Origin of the sequence: Ensifer adhaerens (assembly GCF_001270265.1) — a bacterium.
Classification (GTDB): Bacteria; Pseudomonadota; Alphaproteobacteria; order Rhizobiales; family Rhizobiaceae; genus Ensifer; species Ensifer adhaerens_B.
The window spans coordinates 317,413-336,747 of record NZ_LGAP01000001.1 but is presented as its reverse complement, the minus strand read 5'-3'; the positions used below and the strand labels follow the sequence as shown (position 1 = coordinate 336,747).

The window sequence follows — 19,335 nt, the reverse complement described above, 5'->3', positions numbered from 1 at the left end:
GGCAAAAGGCGGATATGCCCGTCACCGCCGCCGCCCTCCTGTGCTTCCTTGTCGCGATCAACGCCACAACCTTCTGTCTCTTTTGGTACGACAAGCATGCGGCGCGATCAGGCTGGCGCCGCATTCGTGAGCGGACATTGCTGTCGTCGGCGTTCTTTGGCGGCAGCATCGGTGCGATGGCCGGCCGCCAGGTCTTCAGGCACAAGACGCGCAAGGAGCCGTTTCGAACACAACTCATCCTGATCGTCCTGTTTCAGACGATCGCGGTCATCGCCTGCACATTCGTTGCCGGCGGATATCTTGACGCCTTCGCCGGTCTCTTCTAGGAAGCGTTCGTTCGAATGGAGTTTTGATGTTCTCTTCTTCTGAGTCCCGGTAAGGGCCCTTGCCCGCTTTCTCCTAAAAGATTGCGCGCACGGGCCGGAAACGTAACCCCGCTTTTCCCAAGATTTGCGGAACGTTTTTTTGCGTTCTCACGAACGCTATTCCGGAACATTCAGAAATGGATATCTCACGCGCTGAGCAGCGCATTCTTCATCATTTGGCCCAAGGCGGCCGTATCGAAATCATCCGTGACGGCAAGGCGATCAGCGAAATCCGATGCTTCACACGCGACGGATGGGTCTATCCAGGCTTCGACCTCGGACTCTTCCGCAAACTGAAGCGCAAGAAAGCGATCTCGTCATCGGCCGGCAAGCCCTATCGCATCACCGAGCGGGGCCTGCATCTGGTCCGATCGGAACTCAACAATCGCTAATCGGAGAAACCCGTGGAGATGCCGGGCGCACGCTCGGCATCTCGTCCGAGACCTCCAGCGAATTTGAGCATGACGGATCAAAGGCAAAGTACGGCTCTCGTCTCCGCATCACGACAGCGCCGCGCGTCATGCGTGACGCGCGGCGCTGTAACACTTTAAGGCGGCGTAGCACACGTGTAGTGCTACGCCCTCAGTGCTTTACCACCACTTGGTGGGCGTGAAACGACCGGCCGCCTGTTCGATCACATGGGCGGTCTTGAAGAGGGTCTCTTCCTCGAACGGCTTGCCGATCAACTGCAGACCAAGCGGCAGGCCCTTGTGATCAACGCCGCCGGGAACGGCGATGCCCGGCAGACCGGCCATGTTGACCGTCACCGTGAAGATGTCGTTCAGGTACATCTTGACCGGATCGGATGCGAGATCCTCGTCGGCGATACCGAAGGCGGAGGATGGCGTGGCCGGCGTCAGGATCGCGTCGACACCGGCGTGGAAGGCCAGCTCGAAGTCGCGCTTGATCAGCGTGCGAACCTTCTGGGCGCGCAGGTAGTAGGCGTCGTAATAGCCGGCGGAAAGCACGTAGGTGCCGATCATGATGCGGCGCTTGACCTCCTGGCCGAAGCCGGCAGCACGGGTCTTCTCGTACATGTCGGCGATATCCTTGCCGTCGACGCGCAGGCCGTAGCGGACGCCATCGTAGCGGGCAAGGTTCGAGGACGCTTCGGCCGGCGCGACGATGTAGTAAGCCGGCAGCGCGTATTTGGTGTGCGGAAGCGTGATGTCGACGATCTCGGCGCCAGCGTCCTTGAGCCAGGCGATGCCCTGCTGCCACAGGGTTTCGATCTCTTCCGGCATGCCTTCAACCCGGTATTCCCGGGGAATGCCGATCTTCATGCCCTTGATCGACTGGCCGATCGAAGCTTCGTAGTTCGGCACCGGCAGATCGACGGAGGTGGTGTCCTTCACATCGACGCTTGCCATCGACTTCAGAAGGATCGCGGCGTCGCGCACGTCACGAGCGATCGGCCCGGCTTGGTCCAGCGACGACGCGAAGGCGACGACGCCCCAGCGCGAGCAGCGGCCATAGGTCGGCTTGATGCCAACGGTGCCGGTGAATGCCGCCGGCTGACGGATGGAGCCACCGGTGTCGGTTGCCGTAGCACCAGCGCACAGATGCGCAGCTACGGCAGCGGCCGAACCGCCCGACGAACCGCCCGGGACCAGATCGAGGTTGGATCCCTTGGCGCGCCAGGGGTTCTTCACGGCACCGTAGTAGGACGTCTCGTTGGAGGAGCCCATGGCGAACTCGTCCATGTTCAGCTTGCCGAGCATCACGGCACCGTCGTTCCACAAGTTCTGGGTCACGGTCGATTCGTAGGGCGGCGCGAAACCATCGAGTATGTGGCTGCAGGCCTGCGTGTGCACGCCTTCGGTGCCGAAGAGATCCTTGATGCCGAGCGGAATGCCTTCAAGCGCGCCGGCCTTGCCGGCAGCGATGCGGGCGTCCGATGCCTTGGCCATCTCGCGCGCCTTGTCGGGCGTGACGGCGATATAGGCGTTGATCGCGTCGTTGGCGCTATCGATCGCCGCGATATAGGCGTCGGTCAGTTCAACGGCGGTGATTTCCTTGGCCGCAAGCTTGGTGCGGGCTTCGGCGATCGTCAGGCTGGTGAGTTCGGTCATGGTGAAATCGGGCTTTCGCAAATCGGGTACGTCGGGGCGGCAGGCGGTCGGATTATTCGACAACCTTCGGGACGAGGAAGAAGTTGCGATCGGTATTGGGAGCGTTGGCGACGATATCGTCGGCCTTGCTGCCATCGGAAACGACGTCCAGGCGCTTCTTCATTTCCATCGGCGTCACCGACGTCATGGGCTCGACGCCATCGACATTCACTTCGGAGAGCTGCTCGACGAAACCAAGGATGCCGTTGATTTCGCCCACCATCCGCGTGGCTTCATCTTCACTGACGGCGATGCGGGCGAGGCGCGCAACGCGCTTCACGGTGGCAAGGTCTACGGACATGGTCGTCTCCGGTATCTGGAACTTTCCCCCGCTATAATGGTGCGCGGCGAGGCGCGCAACGGGGGAATCGCCGGATCACTCGCCTGCCGCAGTGCTGACGGTCTTCGGCGTCAGACGCTTATGACGCCGCCGACGGCCGGTGTCGCGACCTTGGTCGAGGCGCTATCCATGCCCACGACGAAGTTTTCCGGCGTCTGGTCGATGATCGGGAAGGATCCGTAGTGGCAGGGAATGGCGGTCGAGAACTTGAAGTAGCGCTGGCAGGCGAGCGCGGCCACGGCGCCGCCCATGGTGAAGCGGTCGCCGATCGGAACAAGGCCGATCTCGGGCTGGTGCAGCTCTTCGATCAATGCCATGTCCGAGAAGATGTCCGTGTCGCCCATATGGTAGAGCGTCGGCTCGTCCTCGAAATGCAGGACTAGGCCGTTGGCATTGCCGAGCGAATGCGAAACGCCGTCTTCGGTAATCTGCGCCGAAGAATGCAGCGCGTTGACGAAAGTGGCGGAAAAGCCGGAGAGATGAATGGTACCGCCGGTATTGCCGGGCTCCATCACTGAGACGCCCTGACGGCCGAGCCACATGCAGAGATCGAAGTTGGCCACGACCACCGCTCCCGTTTCCTTGGCGATGGCCACGGTATCGCCGACGTGATCGCCATGACCGTGCGTCAGAAGAATGTGGGTGAGCCCGGCCGTCACCTGCTTGCGTTCGCTGCCGGGAAAAGCCGGGTTGCCGGTAAAGAAGGGATCGATCAGGATCTTCGACGTTGCCGTTTCGATGTGGAAAGCCGAATGGCCGAGCCATTTGATCTTCATGACATTCTCCCAGATGATTTGTGCTTTGGAGCAGCTATATGGAACGAAACGAACACCTGCAAAGATCGAATCGGCAAATCAAATGACAATTCTGACCATCGAAGAGCTCGCGAGCCAGCTTCAGCCCAACCAGGCCATCGCCGGCCTCGATCTTGGCACCAAGACGATCGGCATCTCGGTATCCGACCTTGGACGCCGGATCGCGACACCGCGCGAGGTGATCCGACGGGTCAAGTTCGGCATTGATGCGGTGGCGCTTCTGGCGGCAGCCGAGAAGGAAAGGGTCGCAGCCTTCGTCATCGGCCTGCCTGTCAACATGGACGGCAGCGAAGGACCGCGGTGTCAGGCGACCCGCGCCTTCGTGCGAAACATGGTCGAGAAGACGCCCCTTCCCTTCGTTTACTGGGATGAGCGGCTCTCGACGGTCGCGGCCGAGCGGGTGCTGATCGAGATGGACGTGTCACGCAAGAAGCGGGCCGAGCGCATCGACTCGGCCGCCGCATCCTTCATTCTTCAAGGCGCGCTCGACAGGCTGGCGTCTCTTGGCAGAGACCGCGCATCAACCGACTGAACGGCGCCTGCGCCGAAACGGCGGCGATACCAGGCAGCAAGCTCGCGACGCTTGCGGAAGGCGACGATGCCGAGGACGATGAAGCTGTCCACTATCATGGCGCGCGCGACGAGCGGTGGGATGCTTTCCGGCGGAATGCCGAGCACGTTGCCATAGATCTGGAAGACCAGGTCATGGGTCTCGCGCGTCAGCATGAAGAAGCCGAAGCTCATGTCGTAATAGGAAAGGCCGTACCAGCCGGCCAAAAGCATGACGGGGCATGCCCACAGGATCAGAAACCACTTCATGCGGCCCCCCTTTCCGATATGCGTCGATAGAACAATGGATAGATCGCGCGATCTGCCAATATCAAGGCAAGCAGCACGATCGCGGGGACCACGATATCGAGCGCCAGTCCGGCGAAAAACATCATCATGATGATCATAAGACCAGTTCTCACCGAACCGCTCCGTTCCGGATTTCTTTGCGTTACCCAGCCACTGTCCACACTCGCCGGCGATCGCGCAATGTAAACCATTTGTTAAGGTTAATTTTCACAGGCTCCTGCCCGGCTGCGGTCGACGCGGCCTCCCTCTAATGCGCGCCCGTCAAACCTGATGGGCGAAGGACGCCGCAAAGCTTGAAACTCGCGGCATGATTTCGTCTTAAATCGATTCCGGTTTGACGGATTATGCAGTAACGGTGGGCCCTCTTCCCGCGCAGGCCCCGCCATGATCATCGTCTTTGAAAGTATCCTTCCCATCTTCCTTTTGGTGCTGCTCGGCGCATGGCTGAAACGCACAACGCTGGTCGATCAGAATCTCTGGTTGGGCCTCGAACAGTTCGGCTATTACATCCTCTTCCCCGCCCTGTTGTTTTCGACGCTGGTCCAGGCCGATTTTTCCGGCATGAAGGCGGACGCCACGGCGATCGCCACGATCGGCAGTGTCAGCCTGATGTCGATCTTCGTCCTCTTCCTCTGGCCGCTGTTTCGCAACAGAGAGGTTTCGGGCGCCTCCTTCACTTCCGTCTTCCAGACGGCGACACGGTGGAACGGGTTCATGGCGCTGGCGATCGCCCAAAAGCTCTACGGACCGATCGGACTGACGCTGACGGCACTGGTGATGACGCTCGTGATCATCCCGATCAATCTCTACAACGTCGGCGTGCTGGTTTGGTTCGGCGGCGGCAACCGGGATTTCCGGCGTTTCTTTGCCAAGATCGTCACCAATCCGTTAATCGTCGCATCGGTGCTGGGCATTCTGTTCAACCTGGCGGGCATAACCGTCTACGGGCCGGTGATGACGACCATCGACATGCTGGCAAGCGCCTCGCTCAGCCTCGGGCTGGTGATGGTCGGCGCCGGATTGCGGGTGTCCGACGCGTTGAAGCCGAGCGGGTCGGCAATGCTGGCCGTCTTCCTGAAGCTGATCGTCATGCCGGTGTTCATGGTGGGCGCCAGCTTCCTGCTCGGCATCCGCGGCGACGCGCTGTGCGTCATTGCACTTGGCGCTGCTGTTCCGACCGCGATGAACGGTTATCTCCTGGCCAAACAGATGGGAGGCGACGCCGAGCTTTATGCGGCGGTGGCGACGGTCCAGACCGTCGTCTCCTTCTTCACGATACCGCTCGTGCTATCCGTGACCGCCTACGTGGCGGCCGGATAGAGCAGATCAAGGATGTAAGCGGAGTCGAAGCGCGAATCGAGCATGCCGTAGGTCGACCGCCATCCGGCGGCAAGGCGCGATTCGAGGAAGGCATCGGCGATACGGCCGGCGCCAAGGCGATAGAGTTCGGCTGCAGCGGCGGCCAGCGCCAATTGCTCGACGAGCATGCGGGCGGCGCCCTCGTCGCGCTCGCAAAGTGACATCGCCGCGCGCAGCACGTCGATCGTCTTGCGTCCGGCAGGCCCGAGATCGCGGCTGAGGACGGCAAACAGCTGTTCGAAAAGATCCTTGCGCTTGAGCAGCACACGCAGGACATCCAGCGCCATGACGTTGCCGGAGCCTTCCCAGATGGCATTGACCGGCGCCTCGCGATAGTGCCGCGCCAGCGCCCGCTCTTCGACATAGCCGTTGCCGCCGAGGCATTCCATTGCCTCGTAAATCAGTGCCGGGGCGATCTTGCAGCACCAGTATTTCGCAACCGGCGTCATGATGCGCGCATAGGCGGCCTCGTCGGCACTGCCGTGGGCCTTGTCGAAGGCATCGGCGAGGCGGAACGACAAGGCACTGGCGGCAGCGACATCGAGCGCCATGTCGGCGAGAACGCGGGTCATCATAGGCTGGCCGACGAGCGGCTTGCCGAAGACCTTGCGGCCACGCGTGTGGTGGACGGCCTCGGCGAGCGACGCCCGCATGATGCCGGCGGACGCCAGCGCGCAATCGAGACGCGTCAGCGTCACCATGTCGAGAATGGTGCGGATACCGGCATCGGGCGCGCCGAGCACGAAACCGAACGTGTCGGAAAACTCCACCTCGGAGGATGCGTTGGAGCGGTTGCCGAGTTTGTCCTTCAGACGCTGGAAGCGCAGGCCGTTGGCGGCACCGTCTTCCAGAAGCCGCGGCACGAGGAAGCAGCCGAGCCCGTCGCGGGTCTGCGCCAGCATCACGAAAGCGTCGCTCATCGGCGCCGACATGAACCACTTGTGGCCGTTCAGACGGTAGATACCTTCGCCCACCCGCTCGGCGGTCGAGGTGTTGGCGCGCACATCGGTACCGCCCTGCTTTTCCGTCATGCCCATGCCGACGGTGACCGCAGACTTCTGCATCCACGGCTTGTTCGACGAATCATATTTGCGCGACAGGATCTTCGGCGCCCATTCCTTCTGTACGGCGGGCGACGCGGTAATTGCGGCAAGCGAAGCGCTCGTCATCGTCAGCGGGCAAAGATGGCCGCATTCCAGCTGAGCCGTCAGATAGAAACGGATCGCTCTGGTCTTGTGCGACTGGTTGCGCTCGTCAGGCAGGTTTTCCCAGGCGGATGCATGCAGGCCCGAGGTCATCGAGCGGCGTATCAGGGCATGCCAGGCCGGATGGAACTCGACGACATCGAGGCGCTCGCCGCGCGGTCCGTGCGTCTTCAGCTTCGGCACGCCTTCGTTGGCCATGCGCGCAAGTTCCTGCGCCTCCGGCGAGGTCACATAACGGCCGAGCGTATCGAACTCGTCGCGCAGGGCCTTCGCCATGCCCGATGTGATGTCCACGATCAGCGGATCGGAACGATAGGCATTGATGCCGGACCAGGGCTTGGGCTGGTTCAGCTCGGCGAGTTTCTGTTCGGTCCGGTTCATCTGATTCATGGGCCGGTTCTAGCGCAAGTTTGCCGACCACGAAACGGGGCCAGGAAAAGATAGGATGCCGCAGCCAAGTTTTCTGCGGAAGGGCTCGCGCACCGCTTGCCGTACCGGGGGTCAAGTCTTATAGAGCGAGCCACATTCCAGAGCGCAAGGGCGGCCCATGACCATTTTCCCGCATCGCCACCTGCTCGGCATCAAAGGTCTCACGGAGCAGGACATCACCTACCTGCTCGATCGCGCCGATGAAGCCGTCAAGATCTCCCGTCAGAGAGAGAAGAAGACGTCCACCCTTCGAGGGCTGACGCAGATCAATCTCTTCTTCGAAGCGTCCACGAGGACGCAATCCTCCTTCGAACTTGCCGGCAAACGGCTTGGCGCCGACGTGATGAACATGTCGGTCGGCAACTCGTCGGTGAAGAAGGGCGAAACGCTGATCGATACGGCGATGACGCTGAACGCCATGCACCCCGACGTGCTGGTCGTGCGCCATTCCTCGGCGGGTGCCGCAGCACTTCTGGCGCAGAAGGTTTCCTGCTCGGTGGTCAATGCCGGCGACGGCCAGCACGAACACCCGACCCAGGCCCTGCTCGACGCGCTGACGATCCGCCGCATCAAGGGCAAGCTCTCGCGCATCATCGTGGCGATCTGCGGCGACGTGCTGCATTCGCGTGTCGCCCGCTCCAACATCCTTCTGCTCAACCAGATGGGCGCACGGGTGCGCGTGGTAGCACCAGCGACCTTGCTGCCCTCCGGGATCGCCGACATGGGCGTCGAGGTCTACCACTCGATGACCGAGGGACTGAAGGGTGCTGACGTGGTGATGATGCTGCGCCTGCAGCGCGAGCGCATGGCCGGCTCCTTCGTGCCGTCGGTGCGCGAGTACTTCCACTACTACGGCCTCGATGCCGAAAAACTGAAAGCCGCCAAGGACGACGCGCTCGTCATGCATCCCGGACCGATGAACCGCGGCGTCGAGATCGCGTCCGAAATCGCCGATGGGCCGCAGAGCGTGATCGAGCAGCAGGTCGAGATGGGTGTCGCCGTGCGGATGGCGGTAATGGAAACGCTTCTTCTTTCCCAGAACCAGGGGCCGCGCGTATGACCAGACCGCTCGTTCTTACAAACCTTCGCATCGTCGATCCGTCCCGCAACCTCGACGAAACAGGCACGATCATCGTCGGCGACGATGGCCGTATCCTGGCCGCAGGCAAGGATGCGCTCAATCAGGGCACGCCGGATGGCGCCTTCGTCAAGGACTGCGACGGGCTGACAGCCGTCCCGGGCCTCGTCGACGCGCGCGTGTTTGTCGGCGAGCCAGGTGCCGAGCACCGCGAAACGATCGAATCGGCATCGCGCGCAGCAGCCGTCGGCGGCGTCACCTCCTTCATTTCAATGCCGGACACGGATCCTGTGATCGACGACATCGCGCTTGTCGAGTTCATGCAGAAGACGGCCCGCGACAAGGCGCTCGTCAATGTCTATCCGGCAGCCGCGATGACCAAGGGTCTTGCCGGCGAAGAGATGACCGAGTTCGGCCTGCTGCGAGAGGCGGGCGCCGCCTGCTTTTCCAACGGTCGCAAGGCGATCCACGACACGCTGATGCTGCGCCGCGCCATGACCTATGCCCGCGAGTTCGGCGCGGTGATCGCGCTTGAAACGCGCGACAAATATCTCGGCGCCAACGGCGTGATGAACGAAGGGCTGCTTGCAAGCTGGCTCGGCCTGGCCGGTGTGCCGCGCGAAGCGGAAATCATCCCCCTCGAGCGTGACCTGCGTATCGCCGGCCTTACCAAGGCCGCCTACCACGCCGCCAACATCTCGGTGCCCGAATCTGCCGACGCCGTCCTGACCGCCCGCAACCGCGGCGCCAACGTCACCTGCGGCATCTCGATCAATCATCTGACGCTCAACGAGAACGACATCGGCGAGTACCGGACCTTCTTCAAGCTCTCGCCGCCGCTGCGCCGCGAGGACGACCGCGTCGCGATGGCGGAAGCGCTTGCCAACGGCAGGATCGACATCATCGTTTCCTCGCATGATCCGCAGGACGTCGACACCAAGCGCCTGCCCTTCTCCGATGCGGAGAACGGCGCGATCGGGCTCGAGACGATGCTTGCCGCAGCGCTGCGCCTGCATAACAGCGGCCAGGTTCCGCTAATGCGCCTCATCGATGCAATGTCCACGCGTCCGGCTGCGATCTTCGAGCTTGACGCCGGCACCCTGAAGCCGGGGGCAAGGGCCGACATCACGGTCATCGATCTCGAAGAGCCCTGGGTCCTCTACAAGGAAGCGATCGTTTCGCGGTCGAAGAACACGCCATTCGAAAATGCGCGCTTTACCGGACGGGTTGTGCAAACCTATGTTGCCGGCAAGCTTGTGCATTCGGCATAGACGACAGCGGTCGCGCGGGAGGAATCGGTGGATCTTTTTTCCTGGCAGCTCGGACTGCCCTTAACGGTCTTGAGCCTTGCTTTCGGCTACCTGCTCGGCTCGATCCCCTTCGGGCTGATCCTGACGCGCATGGCCGGGCTCGGTGACGTTCGCAAGATCGGTTCAGGCAATATCGGCGCCACCAACGTTCTGCGGACCGGCAACAAGAAGCTTGCCGCCGCCACCCTGCTGCTTGATGCCCTGAAAGGCACGGCCGCTGCCGCGATCGCGTCTCTGTGGGGCGTCGAAGCCGGCATCGCCGCGGGCCTTGCCGCCTTCCTCGGCCACCTCTTCCCCGTCTGGCTCGGCTTCAAGGGCGGCAAGGGCGTCGCCACCTATATCGGTGTGCTGCTCGGCCTCGCGCCGCTGATGGTTCTTGTCTTCATCGCGGTCTGGTTGGCTATGGCGAAAATCAGCCGTTACTCCTCCCTGTCGGCACTGGTTGCAACCGTAGTCATTCCGGTTGTACTCTACGTCACGGGACAGGAGAAAGTCGCCCTGCTGTTTGCGGTCATGACCCTGATCACGTGGGTGAAACATCGCGCCAACATCCAGCGGCTGCTTGCAGGCACCGAAAGCAAGATCGGAGAAAAGGGATAATGTTGGACGTCAGTGCCCGACGAACCGGAGTTGCGCTGACCGAACGACAGAAGATTTCCTGGCTGCGACTGATCCGCAGCGACAATGTCGGCCCCGCGACATTCCGCGATCTCATCAATCACTTCGGCACCGCCGAAGCTGCGCTTGACGCCTTGCCCGAACTATCCCGGCGCGGCGCCGGAGCGCGGACGTCCCGCGTCGCCACGGTGGCGGAAGCAGAGCGCGAACTCGAAATCGCTCATCGTTTCGGCGCGACCTTCGTCGGCGTCGGCGAACCGAACTACCCCTTCGCCCTTCGCCAGATCGATGGCGCCCCTCCGCTTCTCGCCGTCAAGGGCAACCTCAACGCCGCGACGCGATCGTCTCTCGGTATCGTCGGCTCGCGCAACGCCTCGGTCAGCGGCGCCAAATTCGCTGCGATGATCGCGCGCGATGCCGGGCGAGCCGGCTATGTGATCACTTCAGGACTTGCGCGCGGCATCGACACCGCCGCCCACCGGGCAAGCCTGGAGAGCGGAACAATCGCGGTGCTTGCAGGCGGTATCGACCGGCCATATCCGCCGGAGAATGTCGGACTGCTCAACGACATCATGGCGGGCCAAGGCCTGGCGGTCAGCGAGATGCCGTTCGGCTGGGAGCCGCGCGCTCGCGATTTTCCCAGGCGCAACCGACTGATTGCCGGTATCAGTCTCGGCGTCACGATCGTCGAGGCGGCGAACCGGTCGGGCTCCCTGATCACTGCCCGTTATGCCGCCGATTTCGGCCGCCTGGTGTTTGCCGTTCCCGGCTCTCCACTCGATCCGCGCTGTCACGGAACCAACGACCTGCTCAAACAGGGCGCCATCGTCACGACGACATCGGACGATGTAATCGACGAGCTTGCGCCTCTCAGCCAATACAAGCTGCCCTTGTCGGCAGGAGCCGAGGAGCCGGGCTTTGAAACCCCGTCGAGACAGTCGGCGCCGCTCGGTGACGGCGACCGGGCAGCGATCATCGATGCACTCGGCCCGACACCGGCCGAGGTCGACGATGTCATTCGCCACACGGGGCTGCCCGCGGCTGAGGTCTATCTCGCGCTGCTCGAGCTTGACCTTGCCGGACGTCTTAGCCGCCATGCCGGCGGACTGGTGTCGCTCAATGCGGACCAATAAAACTTCTTGTTTGTGCACTGTCCAGTCGGCAACCGACGACACAAAAGCACATTCGCAGATACGAAGAAAACATGACTTACTCAACCCATAAGAGATATAATTATCTATTCTCGCAATGGCTGCATAACGCAGCGCTGTCGTTATTTTGAATGAAACCCCTTGACCGCGCTCGAATCCCTGTCCATTTCGGGGCATCGATATTCGGCGATGCTCAGTGCAAACAGCGCTGATGCAAGACCAAACCCGGTTGTCTCAGAAAAATGACGATGAATGTTGTAGTGGTGGAATCGCCTTCGAAGGCAAAGACGATCAACAAGTACCTCGGCCCCGGCTACAAGGTTCTTGCATCGTTCGGCCATGTGCGGGATCTGCCTGCCAAGGACGGCTCGGTCCGTCCTGACGAAGATTTTGAGATGTCCTGGGAGGTCGACGCCGCGTCGGCCAAACGCATGAAGGATATTGCCGATGCCGTGAAGGCATCGGACGGCCTCATCCTCGCGACCGACCCGGATCGCGAAGGCGAAGCGATTTCCTGGCACGTGCTCGATCTTCTCCGGAAGAAGAAGGTGCTGGGCGACAAGCCCGTCAAACGCGTCGCCTTCAATGCCATCACCAAGAAGGCCGTGCTTGACGCTATCGCCCATCCGCGCGACCTCGACATTCCCCTGGTCGACGCCTACCTGGCCCGCCGCGCGCTCGACTACCTCGTTGGCTTCAACCTGTCGCCGGTGCTTTGGCGCAAGCTGCCCGGCGCCCGCTCTGCCGGCCGCGTCCAGTCGGTCACGCTGCGGCTGGTTTGCGATCGTGAAGCGGAAATCGAGCGCTTCATTTCGGAAGAATACTGGAACCTGTCGGCGCTTCTGAAGACGCCGCGCGGCGATGAATTCGAGGCACGGCTCGTTTCGGCCGACGGAAAGCGGCTGGCACCGCGCGCCGTCGGCAACGGCGAAGAAGCCAACCGGCTGAAGACCCTGCTCGACGGTGCGACCTATGTCGTCGACAGCATCGAAGCCAAGCCGGTCAAGCGGAACCCCTCGCCGCCGTTCACGACATCGACCCTGCAGCAGGCCGCCTCGTCGAAGCTCGGCTTCTCCGCATCGCGCACCATGCAGGTCGCCCAGAAGCTTTATGAAGGTGTGGACATCGGCGGCGAAACCGTCGGTCTCATCACCTATATGCGTACCGACGGCGTGCAGATGGCGCCAGAATCGATCGAGGCCGCGCGTGAAGCGATCGGCAGCCAGTTCGGCGCCCGCTATTTGCCGGAAAAGCCACGCTTCTACTCCACCAAGGCGAAAAACGCCCAGGAAGCGCACGAGGCCATTCGCCCGACCGACTTCAACCGCACGCCGGATCAGGTCCGCCGCTTCCTCGACGGCGACATGCTGAAGCTTTACGATCTCGTCTGGAAGCGCGGCATCGCCAGCCAGATGGCTTCCGCCGAGATCGAACGCACGACTGCCGAGATTACCGCCGACAACGCTGGCAACAAGGCCGGCCTGCGTGCCACCGGTTCCGTCATTCGCTTCGACGGCTTCATTGCAGCCTATACCGACGCCAAGGAAGACGGCGAGCAGGCCGACGACGACGAAGATGGTCGCCTGCCGGAGATCAATGCGCGCGAAAGCCTGGCAAAGCAGAAGATCAATGCCTCGCAGCATTTCACCGAGCCGCCGCCACGCTACTCGGAAGCAACATTGATCAAGAAGATGGAAGAGCTCGGCATCGGCCGTCCTTCCACCTATGCCGCGACGGTGACGACCCTTCTCGATCGCGACTACATCACCAACGACAAGCGCAAGCTCGTGCCCCAAGCCAAGGGGCGGCTCGTCACGGCGTTTCTGGAAAGCTTCTTCACACGCTATGTCGGCTACGACTTCACGGCATCGCTCGAAGAAAAGCTCGACCAGGTCTCGGCGGGCGAGGTCAACTGGAAGGACGTTCTTCGCGACTTCTGGAAGGATTTCTTTGCGCAGATCGAGGAAACCAAGGAACTGCGCGTTACCAACGTGCTCGACGCCCTGAACGAGGAACTGGCACCGCTGGTCTTCCCCAAGCGCGAAGACGGTGGCGATCCACGCATCTGCCAGGTCTGCGGCACCGGCAAGCTGTCGCTGAAACTCGGCAAGTACGGCGCCTTTGTCGGCTGCTCGAACTACCCCGAATGCAACTTCACCCGCCAGCTTTCCTCTGACGGCAACGGCGACGCCGAAGCTTCGGTCTCGAACGAGCCGCAGGCACTCGGCAAGGATCCGCATACCGGCGAGGAAATCACGCTGCGCAGCGGCCGCTTCGGCCCCTATGTCCAGCGTGGCGACGGCAAGGAAGCCAAGCGCTCGAGCCTGCCCAAGGGCTGGACGCCATCGTCGATCGACCACGAGAAGGCTGTCGCCCTGCTCTCGCTGCCGCGCGATATCGGCGCGCATCCCGAATCAGGCAAGATGATCTCGTCCGGTCTTGGCCGCTACGGCCCCTTCGTGCTGCATGACGGCACCTATGCGAACCTCGAATCGATCGAGGACGTCTTCTCGATCGGCCTGAACCGTGCCGTTTCGGTGATCGCCGACAAGCAATCCAAGGCCGGTGCCGGCCGCGGCCGCACCGCGGCGGTTGCGCTGAAGGAGCTGGGCGATCACCCCGAAGGTGGCGCAATTACCGTTCGCGACGGACGTTACGGCCCCTATGTCAACTGGGGTAAGGTCAACGCGACCTTGCCGCAGGGCAAGGATCCGCAGTCCGTCACAGTCGAAGAGGCGCTCGCACTCGTTGCCGAGCGCGCCGCCAAGAGCGGCACGGGCAAGGGCAAGGCGACGAAGGCAAAGGTGACGAAGTCGTCCAAGGCGGCGGCTGACGGTGCAGCCAAGGCCAAGACGACGACAAAGGCAAAGGCGCCCGCCAAGACAAAACCAAAGACGGCCGCGAAGGCCAAGAAGGACTGACCTTGACCAGAATACCGCGCGACCCGACCGAACGATCCGGAAAAGGTTCCGGCAGGAAAGAGGGCCGCGCGGCAAGGGCCGCGCCGGCACCGGAGAAAACCTCGATCATCCACGGTGCGGTTCCCCCGCGCGACGTGCTGATGCGCTTCATCGCCGAGAACCCGGACCGCGCCTCCAAGCGTGAAATTGTCAAGGCCTTCGGCCTCAAGGGCGATACGCGCGTCGAGCTCAAAGCCTTGCTGCGTTCGCTGGAAGCAGACGGTCTGGTCGAGAAGAAGCGCAAGTCGCTCGTGCGTCCGGGCGCCCTTCCCCCGGTTACCGTGCTCGATATCACCGTGCGCGATGTCGATGGCGAACTGATCGGCCGCCCGGCCGAGTGGCTGGACGATGACGGCGTCGCACCAGCGGTGCTGATCAAGCAGTCGTCTGTCGGCAAGGACAAAGGCAAGACGCCGGTCGCCGGCCTCGGCGACCGTGTGCTTGCCAAGATCTTCCCGGCCAAGGACCGTGGCGGTCCGGCCTATACCGCACGCATCATCAAGGTGCTCGACAAGCGCAGGGACGCCGTCCTCGGCGTCTTCCGCGCCACGCCGGGCGGCGGCGGGCGCCTGATGCCGATCGAAAAGCGCGGCGAGGAAATTCTGGTCGATCCGGACTTCGTCGGCGACGCCAAGGATGGCGATCTCATCGAGGTCCAGCTCACGCGCCTTGGCCGCTACGGCCTGCCGCGCGCTCAGGTTCAAAACGTCGTCGGTTCGGTCGCCTCGGAAAAGGCGATCTCGATGATCGCCATCTATGCCCACGGCATACCGCACGTCTTTCCGGAACCCGTGCTGAAGGAAGCGCAAGACGCCGGCCCGGCTACCATGGCGCATAGGGAAGACTGGCGCTCGCTGCCGCTGATCACCATCGATCCGGCCGATGCGAAGGACCACGACGACGCGGTCCACGCGGAGCCGGACCCATCGGAAGACAACCCCGGCGGCGTCATCGTCACCGTCGCAATCGCCGACGTCTCCTGGTATGTCCGGCCGAAATCGGCACTCGACCTGGAAGCGTTGAAGCGCGGCAACTCGGTCTATTTCCCGGATCGCGTCGTGCCGATGCTGCCGGAGCGGATTTCCAACGACCTCTGCTCTCTCAAGGAAGGCGTCGATCGGCCGGCGCTCGCCGTGCGCATGCGTTTCTCCAAGGAGGGCCGCAAGGCGGGCCACACCTTCCATCGCATCATGATGAAGAGCGCGGCCAAGCTTTCCTACCAGCAGGCTCAGGCCGCCATCGACGGCAATCCCGATGACAAGACCGGCCCGATCCTCGACACGATCCTGAAGCCGCTCTGGGAGGCCTATCGCATCTTGACGCGCGGTCGAGACCGCCGCCAGCCGCTCGAGCTGAACATGCCCGAGCGCAAGATCATCCTGAAGTCCGATGGCACCGTCGATCGCGTTTTCGTGCCGGACCGCCTCGACGCCCACAAGCTGATCGAAGAGATGATGATCCAGGCGAACGTCGCTGCCGCAGAGACGCTCGAGCAGAAACGCCAAGTGCTGATCTACCGCGTGCACGACCAGCCGTCGCTGGCCAAGCAGGAGAGCCTGCGCGAGTTCCTCGCCACGCTCGACATCGCGCTCGTCAAGGGCGGCAACATGCGCTCGAACCACTTCAACGGCGTCCTGGCCAAGGCCGAAGGCAAGCCCTTCGAAACAATGGTCAACGAGATGGTGTTGCGCTCCCAGAGCCAGGCAATCTATAGCCCCGAGAACATCGGCCATTTTGGTCTGAACCTCTTGAAATATGCGCACTTCACCTCGCCGATCCGGCGTTACGCCGACTTGATCGTCCACCGGGCGCTGGTCGGTTCGCTGGGGCTTGGCGAAGGCGGGCTCACGCCGCCGGAAGAGGGCGTGCTCGACGATATCGCCGCGGAAATCTCGACCTTCGAGCGCCGGGCGATGGCCGCCGAGCGCGACACCGTCGACCGACTGATCGCCCATCACCTGAACGGCCGCATCGGCGAAGAATTCGAAGGCCGCGTTGCCGGCGTCACCAAGGCGGGACTTTTTGTCACCCTGCCGGCCTATGGCGCCAACGGCTTCGTGCCTATATCTACGCTCGGACGAGACTACTTCATCTATGATGAAGCGCATCAGGCCCTTTCCGGCGAAAAGACCGGCCTTGGCTTTCGTCTCGGCGATTCGGTGCAGGTCAAATTGGTCGAAGCCGTGCCGCTTGCCGGCGCGCTTCGCTTCGAGATGATCAGCGAAGGGCGTAAGATGCCGACCGCCACGCGCTCCTTCCACAAGTCGGGGCGTCGTGATCGCTCGGGCCCGCGCAAGAAGCCGGGAACACGACCGCCGCGCGGAAAGCGCTAGGCCACAAGCAGCGGCCGGCGGCTTCGACAAGGAGAGAATGCACATGACGGCAACGGACAAGGAAACGCTTCACCTCGGTGGTCATGCCGCCGACGAACGTCCGGTCGGTCGATCCATGCGCCGCGGCTTTCTCGGCACCTGTCCGGCCTGCGGCAGCGGCAAGCTGTTCCGCAGCTACGTCAAATCTGTCGATGCCTGTGCGGCGTGCGGCGAGCGCATGGACCATCAGCGTGCCGATGACTTCCCGCCCTATATCGTCGTCACCATCGTCGGCCACCTGGTGCTCGGCGGCTACATGATGACCGATATGATCCTGCCCTTGACGACCTGGCAGCACCTCGCCATCTGGACGCCAATCACGTTGGTGAGCTCGCTTGCGCTGCTGCAGCCAATCAAGGGCGCGGTCATCGGCCTGCAATGGGCGCTGAAGATGCACGGCTTCGGCGGCCATGAGGACACGCCCGAGGACGTTCTGCCTGCGCGAGACCCCTCCGCATGATGTCAGGGCGCGAGAGCGTCGCCCGGGCCTCGGGCACCCCCCTGGGGCGCGCAAGACCGCGTGACGCAGCGTCGGTCATGCTGCTTGACCGTTCGGGCGGCCACGTGCGCGTGCTGATGGGCCGGCGCAGCAGTGCACATGTCTTCATGCCCGATCTCTATGTCTTTCCCGGTGGGCGCCGAGATCCGACGGACCATCGCCTTGCCTTCTCCAGCGACCTCAACCCTGCCGTTCTCCAGGCGCTGAAGATCGTCGAGGGCCAGCCGGTCAGCGATGCTCGCGCCAGGGCGCTGGCCCTGGCGGCACTGAGGGAGCTCTATGAAGAAGCGGGCGTTCCGCTGGGCACGCCCCACGCCGAGGCGGAAGCGCCGCTGCCCTTTCTTCCAGATCTCGCAAACTTGCGCTATATGGCTCGGGCCATTACTCCTCCGGGACACTCGAGGCGGTTCGATACGCGCTTCTTCGCGATCTTCGCGGACGAAGCCGAAGTCGATACATCGCGGGTTCTGGAAAGCCGGGAGCTCCAGGATTTGCAGTGGATCGATGTCAACGACCTCCCCTCGCTCCGGATACCGGAGATAACCGCCATCATCCTTTCGGATCTGAGAAGCGGCCTTAACGCGGACCCATCGCTCCCTTACGAGCGCTCCGTGCCTTTCTATTTCACGCGCCGTGGGCGGCTCATCCGCACGCTTCTCTAAGGACCACAGTCGCATGTCACAGCCGACGCCCGGGTGCCCCGCACCGGTTGAGGAAATTCACTGGCCATCGCTGATCGCGGCGGTCTCCGCCATCAGCGCCGTCGGCATCGCGATCGGCCTTGGCCTGCCGCTGCTTTCGATCATCATGGAAAAGCGCGGCATCTCGTCGACGCTGATCGGCCTCAACTCGGCCATGGCCGGCCTTGCCTCCATGGTCGCGGCGTCTTTCACGACCAAATTCGCCCATCGTCACGGCGTTGCACCGACCATGCTCTGGGCCGTCCTGCTGGCAGCGATCAGTTCCTTCGGCTTCTACTACATCACCAACTTCTGGCTCTGGTTTCCGCTGCGTGTCGTCTTCCACGGCGCCATAACCGTGCTCTTCATCCTTTCGGAGTTCTGGATCAACGCCACCGCCCCACCGGCGAGACGCGGCTTCGTGCTCGGCATCTATGGCACCGTTCTATCCCTGGGCTTCCTGACCGGCCCGCTGTTGTTTTCCATCCTCGGCAGCGAGGGCGTCCTGCCGTTCGTGGTCGGCGCGGGTGTCATTCTGCTGGCCGCCGTGCCGATCTTCATCGCGCGCGACGAAAGCCCGGTAATCGACGAAAAGCCCGATCGCCATTTCATGCGCTATATCTTCCTGGTCCCGACCGCCACGGCCGCGGTCTTCATCTTCGGCGCGGTCGAATCGGGCGGGTTGTCGCTCTTTCCGATCTACGGGACACGATCGGGGTTCACCGAATCACAGGCGGCGCTGCTGCTTACGGTGATGGGCATCGGCAACTTCATCTTCCAGATCCCGCTCGGCATGCTATCCGACCGCGTCAAGGACAAGCGCACATTGCTGTCCGCCATGACCGTCATCGGCCTTATCGGAGCCCTCTGTCTGCCGATGCTGGCGGAAAGCTGGTTCCTGATGGCGGTCGTGTTATTGTTCTGGGGCGGCTGCGTCTCCGGCCTCTATACGGTCGGCCTCAGCCATCTCGGCTCGCGACTGCAAGGCGCCGACCTAGCTGCTGCCAATGCCGCGTTCGTCTTCTCCTATGCGGTCGGCACCGTTGCCGGACCACAGGTCATCGGTGCGTCGATGGATGTGGCTGGCAACAACGGTTTTGCCTGGGCGATTGCCGGGTTTTTCGGTCTCTACGTCGCGCTTTCGGTTGTAAGGATCGTTTTGAATCCAAAACGGCCTTGACTTTT

At 62.6% G+C, this 19,335-nt stretch carries 19 protein-coding genes; 13 read left to right on the top strand and 6 right to left on the bottom strand.

From position 1 onward, the window contains the following. Nucleotides 1–14: 14 nt before the first annotated feature. Both AC244_RS01560 and AC244_RS01555 read left to right on the top strand, forming a co-directional pair. On the top strand, nucleotides 15–326 hold the full coding sequence (locus AC244_RS01560; protein ID WP_053247083.1) for a DUF1294 domain-containing protein: 312 nt from the start codon (nucleotides 15–17) through the stop codon (nucleotides 324–326). Nucleotides 327–502: 176 nt separating this feature from the next. Beyond that, nucleotides 503–757: a YjhX family toxin gene (locus AC244_RS01555; RefSeq protein ID WP_053247082.1), complete on the top strand. Its 255-nt coding sequence runs from the start codon at nucleotides 503–505 to the stop codon at nucleotides 755–757. A gap of 198 nt (nucleotides 758–955) precedes the next feature. Here the strand turns inward: AC244_RS01555 and gatA are convergent, their stop codons facing one another. The 3 genes from gatA to AC244_RS01540 all read right to left on the bottom strand — a co-directional run bounded on the left by gatA (nucleotide 956) and on the right by AC244_RS01540 (nucleotide 3,592). Continuing rightward, entirely contained in the window at nucleotides 956–2,437 is a 1,482-nt protein-coding gene (gatA, locus tag AC244_RS01550; RefSeq protein ID WP_053247081.1) for an Asp-tRNA(Asn)/Glu-tRNA(Gln) amidotransferase subunit GatA, read from the bottom strand. A gap of 52 nt (nucleotides 2,438–2,489) precedes the next feature. Further along, nucleotides 2,490–2,777, bottom strand: coding sequence for an Asp-tRNA(Asn)/Glu-tRNA(Gln) amidotransferase subunit GatC (gene gatC, locus AC244_RS01545; RefSeq protein WP_053247080.1), 288 nt, complete (start codon nucleotides 2,775–2,777; stop codon nucleotides 2,490–2,492). A gap of 110 nt (nucleotides 2,778–2,887) precedes the next feature. Next, nucleotides 2,888–3,592 (bottom strand): metal-dependent hydrolase, encoded by a 705-nt coding sequence (locus AC244_RS01540; RefSeq protein ID WP_053247079.1) that lies wholly within the window; start codon nucleotides 3,590–3,592, stop codon nucleotides 2,888–2,890. 82 nt (nucleotides 3,593–3,674) lie between these two features. On the opposite strand from AC244_RS01540, the gene ruvX reads away from it, so the two are divergent. After that, nucleotides 3,675–4,163, top strand: a complete 489-nt coding sequence (gene ruvX / locus AC244_RS01535; RefSeq protein ID WP_053247078.1) for a Holliday junction resolvase RuvX — start codon at nucleotides 3,675–3,677, stop codon at nucleotides 4,161–4,163. Here the strand turns inward: ruvX and AC244_RS01530 are convergent. Both AC244_RS01530 and AC244_RS37380 read right to left on the bottom strand, forming a co-directional pair. After that, nucleotides 4,106–4,450: a DUF6105 family protein gene (locus AC244_RS01530; RefSeq protein WP_053247077.1), complete on the bottom strand. Its 345-nt coding sequence runs from the start codon at nucleotides 4,448–4,450 to the stop codon at nucleotides 4,106–4,108. The genes ruvX and AC244_RS01530 overlap by 58 nt on opposite strands. Further along, on the bottom strand, nucleotides 4,447–4,602 hold the full coding sequence (locus AC244_RS37380; protein ID WP_202596043.1) for a hypothetical protein: 156 nt from the start codon (nucleotides 4,600–4,602) through the stop codon (nucleotides 4,447–4,449). Before AC244_RS37380 ends, AC244_RS01530 begins: the two co-directional genes overlap by 4 nt. A gap of 271 nt (nucleotides 4,603–4,873) precedes the next feature. Here AC244_RS37380 and AC244_RS01520 point away from each other — a divergent pair, with 271 nt between their 5' ends. Then, nucleotides 4,874–5,809, top strand: a complete 936-nt coding sequence (locus tag AC244_RS01520) for an AEC family transporter (protein WP_053247075.1) — start codon at nucleotides 4,874–4,876, stop codon at nucleotides 5,807–5,809. On the opposite strand, the gene AC244_RS01515 is transcribed toward AC244_RS01520, so the two are convergent. Continuing rightward, nucleotides 5,791–7,443, bottom strand: a complete 1,653-nt coding sequence (locus tag AC244_RS01515) for an acyl-CoA dehydrogenase family protein (protein ID WP_053247074.1) — start codon at nucleotides 7,441–7,443, stop codon at nucleotides 5,791–5,793. The genes AC244_RS01520 and AC244_RS01515 overlap by 19 nt on opposite strands. Nucleotides 7,444–7,600: 157 nt before the next feature. Here AC244_RS01515 and AC244_RS01510 point away from each other — a divergent pair, with 157 nt between their 5' ends. The 9 genes from AC244_RS01510 to AC244_RS01470 all read left to right on the top strand — a co-directional run bounded on the left by AC244_RS01510 (nucleotide 7,601) and on the right by AC244_RS01470 (nucleotide 19,330). Further along, a complete protein-coding gene (locus AC244_RS01510; protein WP_053247073.1) occupies nucleotides 7,601–8,542 on the top strand; it encodes an aspartate carbamoyltransferase catalytic subunit in 942 nt (313 codons plus the stop codon). Further along, nucleotides 8,539–9,831 carry a dihydroorotase gene (locus tag AC244_RS01505; RefSeq protein ID WP_053247072.1) on the top strand — a complete coding sequence of 431 codons (1,293 nt, stop codon included), beginning with the start codon at nucleotides 8,539–8,541 and terminating at the stop codon, nucleotides 9,829–9,831. The genes AC244_RS01510 and AC244_RS01505 overlap by 4 nt, the downstream gene beginning before the upstream one ends. Before the next feature lie 27 nt (nucleotides 9,832–9,858). Further along, the gene (plsY, locus tag AC244_RS01500) at nucleotides 9,859–10,470 is read left to right on the top strand and encodes a glycerol-3-phosphate 1-O-acyltransferase PlsY (protein WP_053247071.1); all 612 of its coding nucleotides are present in this window, start codon (nucleotides 9,859–9,861) and stop codon (nucleotides 10,468–10,470) included. Then, entirely contained in the window at nucleotides 10,470–11,621 is a 1,152-nt protein-coding gene (gene dprA / locus AC244_RS01495; protein ID WP_053247070.1) for a DNA-processing protein DprA, read from the top strand. Before plsY ends, dprA begins: the two co-directional genes overlap by 1 nt. 266 nt (nucleotides 11,622–11,887) lie before the next feature. After that, nucleotides 11,888–14,560: a type I DNA topoisomerase gene (gene topA, locus AC244_RS01490; protein ID WP_053247069.1), complete on the top strand. Its 2,673-nt coding sequence runs from the start codon at nucleotides 11,888–11,890 to the stop codon at nucleotides 14,558–14,560. A 2-nt stretch (nucleotides 14,561–14,562) separates the two neighbouring features. Further along, on the top strand, nucleotides 14,563–16,932 hold the full coding sequence (gene rnr / locus AC244_RS01485; protein ID WP_053247068.1) for a ribonuclease R: 2,370 nt from the start codon (nucleotides 14,563–14,565) through the stop codon (nucleotides 16,930–16,932). 37 nt (nucleotides 16,933–16,969) lie between these two features. Beyond that, on the top strand, nucleotides 16,970–17,431 hold the full coding sequence (locus AC244_RS01480; protein WP_152975809.1) for a DUF983 domain-containing protein: 462 nt from the start codon (nucleotides 16,970–16,972) through the stop codon (nucleotides 17,429–17,431). Continuing rightward, entirely contained in the window at nucleotides 17,431–18,132 is a 702-nt protein-coding gene (locus tag AC244_RS01475; protein WP_082366725.1) for an NUDIX hydrolase, read from the top strand. The genes AC244_RS01480 and AC244_RS01475 overlap by 1 nt, the downstream gene beginning before the upstream one ends. Before the next feature lie 13 nt (nucleotides 18,133–18,145). Continuing rightward, nucleotides 18,146–19,330 carry an MFS transporter gene (locus AC244_RS01470; protein WP_053247065.1) on the top strand — a complete coding sequence of 395 codons (1,185 nt, stop codon included), beginning with the start codon at nucleotides 18,146–18,148 and terminating at the stop codon, nucleotides 19,328–19,330. Nucleotides 19,331–19,335: the final 5 nt, after the last annotated feature.